Annotated in this window: 6 protein-coding genes; 3 read left to right on the plus strand and 3 right to left on the minus strand. The window is 63.7% G+C overall.

All coding sequences use genetic code 11. The annotated features are described in order from the left end of the window. Positions 1–47: 47 nt before the first annotated feature. Together GYH35_RS15975 and GYH35_RS15980 are read right to left on the minus strand one after the other, a co-directional pair. On the minus strand, positions 48–6611 hold the full coding sequence (locus tag GYH35_RS15975; protein ID WP_161828950.1) for a YDG domain-containing protein: 6564 nt from the start codon (positions 6609–6611) through the stop codon (positions 48–50). A gap of 79 nt (positions 6612–6690) precedes the next feature. After that, positions 6691–8439, minus strand: coding sequence for a ShlB/FhaC/HecB family hemolysin secretion/activation protein (locus tag GYH35_RS15980; RefSeq protein ID WP_161828951.1), 1749 nt, complete (start codon positions 8437–8439; stop codon positions 6691–6693). A gap of 247 nt (positions 8440–8686) precedes the next feature. Here GYH35_RS15980 and GYH35_RS15985 point away from each other — a divergent pair, with 247 nt between their 5' ends. Next, positions 8687–9043: a zinc ribbon domain-containing protein YjdM gene (locus GYH35_RS15985; RefSeq protein WP_161829144.1), complete on the plus strand. Its 357-nt coding sequence runs from the start codon at positions 8687–8689 to the stop codon at positions 9041–9043. A 10-nt stretch (positions 9044–9053) separates the two neighbouring features. Here GYH35_RS15985 and GYH35_RS15990 read toward each other — a convergent pair whose 3' ends face one another. Then, complete coding sequence (locus tag GYH35_RS15990) at positions 9054–9839, minus strand: outer membrane protein assembly factor BamD (RefSeq protein ID WP_161810893.1); 786 nt, start codon at positions 9837–9839, stop codon at positions 9054–9056. 106 nt (positions 9840–9945) lie between these two features. On the opposite strand from GYH35_RS15990, the gene rluD reads away from it, so the two are divergent. Together rluD and pgeF are read left to right on the plus strand one after the other, a co-directional pair. Further along, positions 9946–10920 (plus strand): 23S rRNA pseudouridine(1911/1915/1917) synthase RluD, encoded by a 975-nt coding sequence (rluD, locus tag GYH35_RS15995; RefSeq protein ID WP_161810894.1) that lies wholly within the window; start codon positions 9946–9948, stop codon positions 10918–10920. A gap of 3 nt (positions 10921–10923) precedes the next feature. Continuing rightward, positions 10924–11718, plus strand: coding sequence for a peptidoglycan editing factor PgeF (gene pgeF, locus GYH35_RS16000; RefSeq protein ID WP_161828952.1), 795 nt, complete (start codon positions 10924–10926; stop codon positions 11716–11718). The last annotated feature ends 73 nt before the right edge of the window (positions 11719–11791 follow it).

Consider the following 11791-nt stretch of genomic DNA (forward strand, 5'->3'; position numbering starts at 1 on the left):
TCGAAGATCCCGGCGCGCTCAGCACGCGCCGGGACTTTCTCGTGCGATCAGCGCTTGCGAATCACCAAGCCCTGCAACTGCTTCGGCGTGACGTGCAGCTCCTTGCTGGCCAGCGTGAGGCCGAGCAGCGCGATGTCGTTGTTGTCGATGGCCGGAGCGTCGGCCGGCAGAGTGACCAGCAGGATCGCGCCCGGGATGACCGTCACCTGCAGTTCGATCGCAGGACCGTTCCCCTGGGCAATGCTGCCGGTGGCGACCGGACCGGTGGGCTCCACGACGTTGATCGTCATGGACGTGTAGCCGGCCGCGGGCGTCACGGTCAACGAATTGCCATGATCGACGACATCCAGCGAGCTGCTGAAGCGCGCCTTTGAGTTACGGGCCTCGTACAACGGCAGGGCGCTGTTGCGCTCGGCGGCTTTCTCGGCCGCACCGGCGATGGCCAGCGTCGAGGTTGCGCCGGACTGCGACAGGCTCAGACCGGATGCGCCACCGCTGCCACTCAGGCTGAACGGCTCGTTGAACAGCGCGACGCGACTGTCGCCGATGAGCGTGCTGGCGTTCTGGATCAGCGTGCTGCTGCCCGTGCCTGCGCCGATCGAGCTGGCGATCGAGTTGCCGATCGAGCCGGACACGTTGCTCGTGCCATTCAAGCTCGACTGTGGGCTGGTGATGCTCGTGAGAATCTGATCCGAGATCGGACCCGGATCGATATTCGCCGTGGTGCTGCCGGTCGGGTTGGCAACCACATAGTTGCCCGCATCGGCGCCGCTCAGCCTGACGCCGCCGATCGACACTTCGCGATTATCGCCGACGGTGAAGTCGGTGAAGCGGGCGTCGACGCTGAAGCCCAGCGAGTCGCCGGCGACGCGGTTGTCACTAACACTGATGTTGGCGCGCGGCGTTCCGTCGAACGTCTTGTCGTCGGCCGTGTAGCCGAGAACCAGAGTCCGCGCCGCGATGTCCGCCGTCGTCGTGCCCGAAGTCGACGCGAGCACGTAGTTGCCGGCGTCCGCACCGCCAATCGTGACGTTGGAAACATTCACGAGCTTGTCGGCGCCGGCGTTCTTGTCGGCGAGCGCGGCGAGCTGATCGATCGTGAGATCGTCGCCGGCGATGCGATCGTCGCTCGACGTGACCGTCATGCCGGTCGTGCCGTCATAGACTCGATTGTTGCCGGCAAAGTCGACGTTCAGCGTGCGCGCCGTGATGTCGGCCGTCGCCGAGCCGCTGGTGGAGCTCAGCACGTAGTTGCCGGCATCGGCGCCGCTCAGCGTGATGTTGGAAACATCGATGTGCTTGTCGGCGCCGACATGCTTGTCGCCGAAGCCCGCGGCCTGATCGATCGTAAGGGCATCGGTGCCGACGCGATTGTCATTGGAGACAACGCTTGCACCGGTAGTGCCGTCGTACACGCGGTCGACGCCTGTGAAGCCGACGTTCAGTACTCGCGCGGTGATGTTGCCGCTGCCGCTGCTCGTCACGGTGTAATTCGCGGCGTCCGCGCCGCTGAGCGCAATGCCGTTAACCGTGATGTGCTTGCCCGTGCCCACGTTCTTATCGCCGAACGCGCCGCTGATTCCGCTGTAGTCCTGCGCAACGACGTCGCCACCGAGCAGGCCGCTCACCGAAGCGCCGCTCGCATCGAGCGTCGCGTTGGTCGTGCCGTCGTAAGCGCGGTTTGCAGCAGTGATGCCGGAAACCGTCAGTTCCTTTGGCGTGATGGTCAACGTGCCGCCGGTTGTGCCGCTCACGTTGTAACCGAGTTCCTCGGCGCCGGAAGAAGAGGTCGCAGTAATGGAGTGCGTGCCGACGACGTAGTTGCCCGACGTCGAGACTGCGCCGCCGACTGTATAGGTGAAGTTGGTGCTCGCATCGCCGTTCTTACCGTTGACGATGGTCGTGGTGAGCGTCGGCGCGCTGCCGTACACCGCAGTGATGTCATCCGTCGAGACGGAGATCGTCGGCTGCTCGCGATAGATGCCATAGACGCCGGAGCCCAAGGCCTTGGTGTATCCGTCCGAGGCTTCGTCGCTGTTGTAACGGAAGTTGCCCGAGCCCCAGCCGACCAGGTCGGTCAAGCCCGTGCTGTTATCGATGCTGCCGGTGTACAACGTGGCGCGGCCACCCGAGCCAGTCGTGACGGACACGCCGTTGTTCACCAGGATATTGCCACCGGCCGCCGTGCCGGCCGATGCGCTGCTGCCTGCGTTCAACACGATGGCGGAAGTGCCGGTGTTCGAGCTGGTGACGTTGTTCGCCAACGTGAGATCGCCGTTCGAAGTCGAGATATCGACCGTGCCGGAGCTGTTGATGCCGTTGACGCCGCTGACGGAGCCGATGGTCAGCGCGCCGCTGTTGGTGAAATCCAATGCGCCGCTCTGCGCCGCGAGCGTGTTGACCTGATTGGCCGCATTGCCCGCGACGTATGCGCCGCCGCGCAGAACCAGCGCTTCGGCCGTGATCGGGCCGGACAGCGTGGTCGTCTGGTTGTTTGCTGTGGAAATAGCAATGGTGCCGGCTGACGTGAGCGCGCTCGCGTGCAAACTGTTGGCCGCATACGTCTGATTGCCGGCCGTTTCGACAGCTGTCGCCAACGTAACATCGGCGCTGGATCCGCCGGTGCCGAGCGCACGCGTGTCGATAGTCAGATTGTTGATAGTTGCGCCACCAGCGTTGCCTGCGCGCAGAGTGACCGCACCCGCGCTGTACGCGTTGGTGGTGTTGGTCGAGGTGTTGATGGTGAGGTCTTTACCCGGCGCGGTCGCGGAAACGCCAGCGCCGGTAAACGTCACCGAGCCCGCGCTCGTCGACGGATTGGTGGTCGACGTTTTGATCGTCACGCTTTCCGCCAGCCGTGTATCGCCGTTCAGCGCGACATCGCCGCCATTGGTGCTCAGATTTCCGTGCAGCGTGACGACATTGCCGGTGTAGGTCTGGTTGGTGGTCGCGCCGTTGAAGTAGGCGCCGGCCGTGCTGACCGCGGGCAGATCGATATCGCCCGTAGTGCCGCCGCTGCCGCCAGTCGTGGTGACGACGACCGTCTTGGCGGTGAGCGTGTTGTGGGAGAGCGTATCCAGATCGACGTTGCCGCCGTTGCCGCCCGCGGCAGTGGTGGCGGCGTTGAACGTATAGCCGCTGTACTGCGACGTGGTCAGGCTCTGACCGCCGAAAGCGATGTTGCCGGCAGTGCCGTTGTCGCCTTGTTCGGTATCGAACACCACATCGACGAAGTTGCTGCTCAGGCTGGTGCGGCCGATCGAGGAGAAGTCGCCATCCAGCAGGAAAGAAGTGCCTTGCAACGTTACATAGCCATCGTTGAAGTCAAAGCTGCCTTTGCCGGTGAAGGAAGCGCCGGTCAGGTAGTTGCCATTGGCGTTACCAAGGTTGCCGTACCACGTGATGCTGCCGCCGCTCTGCGTCGTCGAGCTGGCGTCCACGACCAGCGTGCTGCCGCCGGCACTGGAGGAAATGTTGCCGCTCATCGAGATGTTGCCGGCGACGCCCGTGCTGGCGCTGTTGGCGTCATCGTCGGCGTTGCTGTCGATGCGCACCGAGCGCATCAGGTCGATGTTGTTGCTGCGCGAATTCAGGGTGATCGCGCCACCATCGGTCAGCACATCGCTATTCAGATGCAGGTCGTTGCTATAGACGTAATAGCTGCCGCTGCCCAGATCGACGCTGTCGATCTGCACGTTGCGCTCGTAAGCGGTCAATTGCCAGTTGCGATCGAAGTCGGTCAACGCGAGCTTGGTGTCGTCGAGCGTCAACAGGGTCGCGGTATCGCCGAACGTCACGTCGTCAAGGCCGTTGAGGTCGAAGTGGACGCTCTGGAGATTCGCGTGCGTGCCAAACAGTTGCACCGCCAGCGACTGGAAGTGATGGGAGTCGAGCTCGGTGATATCGACGTTGCCGTAATAAGTGGCCACGCTCAGCGAGTTGTTGCTCGCGCCCGCACCCTGCGCGATCTCGATATCGGAGATGGTATCGGTGCCGGGGCGGTAGATCGTGAACGAAGCGTTGCCGGTGGTGATTTCGGCCTGGCCGTCTTTGGCGTTGACGGCGTGAATCTGAGCGGCTCCGGCAGCCTCGGGATTGTTGGAGTTGATGACGGCTGCCAGCGTGCCGGCGCCGGTGTTCACCGAGTTTGTCTGGAAGCGGATGTCGCCGCTGTTGGCGGCGAAGGTGATGTAACGATTCCGGGCCCGCACATCCGCACCGCTGTTCACGGCGATCGTCGGAATCAGAATGCCCGTGCCATCGGTGCTGTAATCGATGTGATCGGCAGCGAACAATACCGAGTGCGTGCCGATAGTCTTCACGTTCGACATGTGGACCGACGTGAAGCTGTCGTCCACTGAGGTGATATAGGTGTTGCCGCCGTTGTTGCTGTAGGACAGCGAGTTGGCGCCCATGTCGCCGCCCGCGACTTCAAGACGACGGGCCACGGTGCCCAGCTCCGTGCCACTGAACGACACCGAGCCGCCGATGACTTCGGCGAAGCCGTCGGTGCCGTCGCCGACCATGGTTTGGGCGCCGGCGTAGAAGGCGCGACTGCCGACGTCGACGGAGTTGTTGGCGAACGCGATGTTGTCGGCCGTGATCGAGATGTTGGAGCCAATGCCCGCTGTGTCGATGTCGTTGTCGAGCAGGTTGAGCATGCCGCCGCCATCCGTGTTCATCAGGATGTGGCCGTGGTCGTCGGGATTGCCGCCCAGGGTCAATCGCTGCGTGCTGTTGGCCTGATGTCCGATGTTGACCGCGACGGCGCCGAAGCCGTACCAGGCGAACGCGTTCAACACGTCGACGTAGGAATCACCCACGGTGTTGGTCACAGTGAGCGTGTTGCCCAACGAAGTGCGGCCGATCTTGATCGGGTTCGATACGTCGCCGATCGCCGCGGACTGCAGGATCACGTCGGTCATGCCGGTGATGTCGACGAGCGCCGGGTCGGTATTGCTGGAGACGATCGCTGTGCCTGCGGACAGACGCATGTAGCTCCGCCAGCCGTAATTGGTGTAACCGCTATTCAAATATCGTGTGGTGTTGCCGCTGGCGCGCAGGCTGTTGGCAGCCAGCGCGATCGTGCCGCTCACGTCGATGTCCAGCGAGCCGTTGCCGACGTTCACATAGCTGCCGTTGGCCATCGTGAGATTGCTGCCGGAGCCCGTGGCATAGTTGCCAATGACCGTGGGCGCCACGCCGACGGTGAAGTTGCCGCCATTGGTGACGACCCGGCCGGTGGCTCCGAAGCTCACATCGCGCGAGGCCTGGAGTACCACGTTCAATTGAGCGGGGCTGCCGGTAATGGCTTCGTTGATGTGGATGTCGCGATCTGCCCGCAGCGTCAGCGTGCGACCGCTGCCGTCCCAGCCGCCCAGGTAGCTGCCGGTGGTAGTCACCGCATCGTTGATGAAGATGTCGCCGTTACCGTCCGTGCCTGCGGTGTCAAGGACGACATTGTTGTTATTGAGATTGGCCGCCAGCTGCGCGCCGGTCATGGTGCCGCCGCTCTCGGCGATGGTGATGTCCCTCGGGTCGAGCAACCATGTGCCGGTCTCGCCGGTGGCGGCGCGCGTAGTGATGACGGAGTTGTCGCCGAGTTTCACGTCGGCGGCGGAGGTTTCGATGAAGCCGCCGTTGCCGCTGCCGGCAGCCGACGCGTCCAACGTACCGTTGTTGATCGTCGTGCCGTTGGCCATGTCGGACAACAACAGGATGCGACCTTCGCGCTGAGCGAGGGTTTGCGCTCGCACCGTGCCGGTGTTGTTCACGACGGCTTGATTGACGGCATCCGCGGCCTTGGCCGTCAGCACCGCGAGTCCGCCATCCGCTTGCACCAGGCCGCCGTTCTGAACGAGCGCGCGCGTGGTGCCGGCGTCGATGTTGTAACTGATCAGACCGTCACCGACGAAATCCAAGCTCACACCGCGGCCGGCCGCGAGCAATGCGCTGCCGCCGTTGGCGGTGATGGTGCCTTCATTCGTGACTTGCGGCGCGATCAAGGCCACGACGCCGCCGTGTGCCGCAGAGATCGAGCCTTGGTTGATGATTGCGCCGCTGGCATCGCTGCCCGTGAACGTGAGATTGCCGGCGAGGAAATCTTCGTTGCTGATATTCAAGCTGGAAGCGACCAGCCCGCCGACGTTCACCTGCGCGCCGCGGCCGAACACGATGCCGCTCGGGTTGATCAGATACACCTGGCCGTTGGCGCTCAGCGAGCCGAAAATCTCGCTGGGATTCGAGTCCAGGATGCGGTTCAGCGCGACGCTGCTGGCGCTGGCCTGATTGAAGACGACGCTCGCGTCCTTGCCGATGTTGAAAGTGTCCCACTGTGCGATCAGCCGATGGCTGCTCTGGTTGACCGTGAGCGTGTTGCCCTGGCTGTTGATCGAGCCCTGGCCGGCGACGATCTGACCGTTCGTGGGCAACGCTACGTTATCTGCGGCGTGGGTCGCAGGCGCGAGGCCCAACGCCATCAGCACGGACAACGACAACGCGCCGCTGGCGCGCTTGCCACGGGCCTTGACGTTTTCCGCCACGGCAACCCAGGCGTTGAGACGCTCGTTCCAGACCAGGCGATACACGTGATTGAGGGAAGGACGCTTCATGATGTGACTTTCGATTCCGTGAGCGCGGCTCCGCCGCGCGTCTGTTTATTGGTGGCGTTGGAGTAGGGCGTGGCGGTGCTTACAGTTGCACCGAGCCCTGCAGCCAGAACTGGCCGTTCTGATCGCGGCCATCGGCCTTCTTGCCGGTGACGCTGCGGCCAGGGTTGTCGTCGATCGCCGCGGCATAGGAGAAGCGCACGCTGTAGCGACCTTGCGCGGTCAGGTTGAAGCCGACGCCGGCGCCCGACAGGCCGTAGCTATTGCGGCCGTCCATGTTGTAGACGGCGCCGGTCCACGGCTTTTCATACAACTTGGTTTCGCCGTGATCCGCGAAGCCGACCAGTTGCAACTCGCCCCAGTTGCTGAAGAAGGGCACGTCGTAACGCACTTCCAGCGTGCCGACCCAGCCGCTGTCGCCGCTGCCCTCGCCGACGGGATAAGCGCGCACGCCGGTGGGACCGCCGAGAATGAAACGTTCCGAAGAATCGAGATTGTCGCCGGTGAGCTGGCCGTTGAGCGCGCCGAACATCGAAACGCGATCGGTCAGCCGCTGCAAACGAGCCAGGCCGTAACCGATCTTCGAGAAGCCGCCATCGGTGCGTGCGGTGAGTGCATCGGCTTCTTTGTCGAATGCCACGCGCGACAAATCGAGATCGCCCGAGGTGTACACGAGCGACAGCTGCGTGATGCCGGCGCCGCCAAGACGATCCTGATGCGAGCCCGCGAACGACAGGCTGCCGCTGTTGATGCGCTTGTCACGCAGCGTGAGGCCCATCATCTCGTCCGTCAGCGACTTGTAGTTGTAGATCGCCGTGCCCCACAGATTGGTCGCGCGGCTGCGAACGATCGGATAGCTGGCGTTGATCGAAGCGGTCTGCGCATCGCCTTCGGCATCGAGGTGGCGCAGCTCTTCTCCGACTTCATATTCGAGCGCGGTGTAGCCCACGCCCATGCGCAAACCGCTGGAACCCACCGGCAGGCTGTAGTCGATGCTGGCGCTGCCGAGTCCTTCCGACTTGGTCAGGCTCAAACCGGCTTGATCGCCGATCCGCAGCGGATCGTCCAAACCGACCCGCGCATTGATTCGTTCCGAGCCGTTATAACGATTGCCATACGTGTCGAGCGACGTGCCGCCCGTGAGCATTCGTGTTTCGGCCACGGTGAGCGCGAGACGGCTGGCGCCGGCTTCGTCGCCGCGCTCCAGTGAGCCACGCGCCGCGATGCCGGGCAGATCGTTGATCAGCAGCACCGCGCGTTCCAGATCGCCCTGACGCACCGGCTGGCCGGGCTCGACCGCTTGCTCGGCAATGGCGCGCAGTCGCGACTGGCTCATGCGCAGCGAAGAGTCCGCTCGGATCACGACGCCGTTGGCGCCCTGTTGAATGCGACCTTCGACGATGGCGATTTCAATGCGGCCTTCGGTCACGTCCTGAGTCGGCAGATAGGCGCCGACCAGCGGATAACCTTTGCCACGCAAGTAAGTGCTGACTCGATCGGCCAGCGCCTGCAGCTCATCGAAGCCGAGCGCCTGGCCGAGCGAATCCGCCACGAGCTTCTGCAACTCCTCGCGAGTGGCGATGCGCTCTTCGCCGGAGAAAACGATTTCCTTGACTGTGACGCGCGTCCCACCGAGCTCACGCAACGCCGGGCGCTCGGCGGGGACATCGTCGCTCGGCAATCGATTCAAGCGCTGCTGTTGCAGACGCTGTTGCTCATTCAATATCTGGCCGGCGTCCGGCGGCGTCTGCGCTTGCGCGAGCAGCGGCAAGCTGGAGAGCAGGAACGTGAAGGCGTGAGGGGCAAGGCGCGTCGTCGTCTTGTTCGACATTGAAACCGGTCGTCCACAGTGTCCGTTGGGCGGCGCGTTTGTATTACGCGCTCCAGTGGGTCACTGCGACGTGAGTTCGGTTTTGACTTATCTAGTGCGCGGGTGCTGCACTTGGCGGCAGGTGACTAAGACAAACCCTGCACGCCGGCGAGTGGAAAACGTGGCTGCAGCGGTGCGACGGCTTCGTCACATACAATGAGGCGCGCGATAACACATGCGCATTCGATCAATTGCTCGAGGACTGATGATGACCGCGTTGCCAGCTTGCCCGAAATGCAATTCCGAGCTCACCTATCAGGACGGGCAAATGTATATCTGTCCGGAATGCGCGCACGAGTGGTCGGCCATCTCGGCTGCCGCCGTCGAACCCATCGCGAGCGATGAGCCCGAGCGCGTGGTTCTTGACGCCAACGGCAACGTGCTCAATGACGGCGACACCGTCATCGTGGTCAAGGACCTCAACGTCAAGGGCGCGTCATCGGCGCTCAAGGCCGGCACCAAGGTCAAAGGCATCCGGCTGGTCGAGGGCGACCACAATATCGACTGCAAGATCGAGGGCTTCGGCGGGATGAAGCTGAAGTCCGAGTTCGTGAAGAAGGCCTAGCGGGCGCGCGCTACCAGAACTTCCACCAGTGTTTCTTCTGCTGCTCCGGCTCGACCTGCGGCTCGTTCAGGGCCGCATAGTTCTCGTTCATCACCTTTTCGGTGTCGGCGGCCAGGTCGGTCATGCCCAGGCGGCGGTATGACTCGGCCATGATCTCCAGGGCCTCGCGGATCTGCGGCGAGCCGTCGTAGTTCTCGATGGCGTACTTGGCGCGATTGATCGCGCCGACATACGCGCCGCGCTCCAGGTAGTGGCCGGCAACGTACACCTCGTAAGAGGCGAGGCGGTTGCGCAGGAAGATCATCCGCTTGCGCGAATCCTCGGCGTATTCGCTGTTCGGGAACCGCTGCACCAGGGTCTGGAAGGACTGGAACGACTTGCGCGCGTCGATCGGCGGACGCTGCGACAGGTCGGCATTGAACCAGCGCTCCAGGAAGTTCGGGTTGCGCTCGAACTGCACCAGGCCCTTGATGTAGTAGGCGTAGTCGACGCGCGGATGGGCCGGATTCTCGCGGATGAACTGGTCCGCCTGGTCGATGGCCGCCTCCGGCTCGCGGTTCTTGTAGTAGGCGTACATCAGGTCGAGCTGCCCCTGGCGGGCGGCGTTGGTGAACGGGAAGCGCGCCTCGAGCTGCTCGTAATACTGGGTGGCGTCGCGGTAATTGCCGTTGTCCGAGGCCTTTTTGGCCAGCTCGTACAGCTTGTCGGCGTTGCCGATCTGCTCGCGGGGCTTGTTGCCGCAACCGGTAAGGCCCAGCGCCAGCAGCGCCGCCGTGGTCAAGAAGATGATCCGCATGCGAGAATTCAGGCCCTTTGCAAGCAGTTCTAGTACTCGTGCCTGGGAACCATCCCCAAAGGCGTCCCCGTTAGAGGGCGCGAGTATATCCACAGTTCCCCCCAAGATGTCCGAAGCCGTCCACCACCAGTTGACCATCCCCTTCGAGCACGCCGGGCAGCGCCTGGACCAGGTGCTCGCCGACCTGCTCGAAGGCTATTCACGAACCCGGATCAAGGAGTGGATCGACGCCGGCCAGGTCCGGGTGAACGGCGCCCAGCTGCGCCCCAAGGACAAGGTGCTGGGCGGGGAGAGCGTCGAGATCAACGCCACCCTGCCGGACCAGGTCAGCGTCGAGCCCGAGCAGATCAGCCTGAACATCGTGCATCAGGACAAGCACGTCCTGGTCCTCAACAAGCCGGCCGGGCTGGTCGTTCATCCGGGCGCGGGCAACGCCGCCGGGACGCTGCAGAATGCCCTCCTGCACTTCGACGCCAAGCTGTCCCAGGTGCCCCGGGCCGGGATCGTGCATCGGCTCGATAAAGACACGACCGGGCTCATGGTCGTAGCTCGCACGGTCGAAGCCCACACGGCGCTGGTGCGCATGATCGAGGCCCGCGAAGTGGAGCGCGAGTACGAAGCCGTTTGCGTCGGCATGATGACCGGCGGCGGTGTGGTCGACGCGCCGATCGACCGTCATCCGGTCGATCGCTTGAAGATGGCCGTGCGCGAAAGCGGCCGCGAGGCGGTGACTCATTATCGCGTCGTCACGCGCTTTCGCGGGCACACGCATGTGCGCTTGAAGCTGGAGTCGGGACGGACGCATCAGATCCGCGTGCACATGATGCACATCCATTATCCGTTGGTGGGCGACAAGGTTTATGGCGGCCGCATGCTGTTGCCGAAGGGCGCCTCGCCCGAATTGATCGAAGCCCTGCGTGGCTTCAAACGCCAGGCGCTGCACGCGGCCCGGCTCGCGTTCGAGCATCCGGTGAGTGGCAAGCCGATCGTGAACGAAGCGGCGCTTCCCACGGATATGCAGGACTTGTTGGGCGTACTCGCTCGCGATACGGCCGCGGCCGCCGCTGCCAAGAAGCGCTAAGCGATGGCTGACTGGATCACTCCCGACTGGCCTGCGCCACCGAATGTGAAAGCAGCCGCGACGCTGCGCACGGGCGGGGTGAGCCAGGGTGCGTTTTCCAGTCTGAATCTGGGCTCGCATGTCGGAGATGAGCCGGCCGCGGTCGCGGAGAACCGGTGTCTGCTGGGAGCAGCGCTGGAATTGCCGGCAGAGCCGACTTGGTTGAATCAGGTTCACGGCATCAACGTCGTGGATGCGAACTCGAGCAATGTCGATGGCGGCCCTCACGATCAAGACAACCCGGCGAGCGCCGAAGGCGCAACGCCGGAAGCGCCGCCGACCGCAGATGCATCCGTTGCTCGCGGCGCCGGCGCGGTCTGCGTTGTTATGACCGCGGACTGCTTGCCCGTTCTTTTCTGCGATCGCGACGGCATGCGAGTGGGCGCTGCTCATGCAGGCTGGCGCGGCCTGGCCGGCGGCGTCCTGGGAGCGACGATCAAAGCGCTCGATGTTCCTCCCTCGCGGCTCATGGCCTGGCTCGGGCCCGCGATCGAGCAAGACGCGTTCGAAGTCGGCGGTGAAGTTCACGAAGCGTTTCTAAAGCTCGCGGCCGATAACGCAGCCGCATTTAAAGCGAACGCTCGCGGCCGCTGGCAGGCGGATTTGTATCAGCTGGCTCGAAACGAACTGACGCGGCTCGGCGTCACCGCCGTCTACGGCGGCGGCTTCAAATGCTTCGCCGATAGCGAACGTTTCTTCTCGTATCGCCGTGAGAGCCGCACCGGCCGGATGGCCTCGCTGGTCTGGCTCGAACGCTAGCTCCGATGGCCAACGAATACGCCAGGCGGCCCGGCTTGACACGCGTGCTAACCTGCCAGTCATAACCAACATC

Origin of the sequence: Steroidobacter agaridevorans (genome assembly GCF_009932555.1) — a bacterium.
Classification (GTDB): domain Bacteria; phylum Pseudomonadota; class Gammaproteobacteria; order Steroidobacterales; family Steroidobacteraceae; genus Steroidobacter; species Steroidobacter agaridevorans.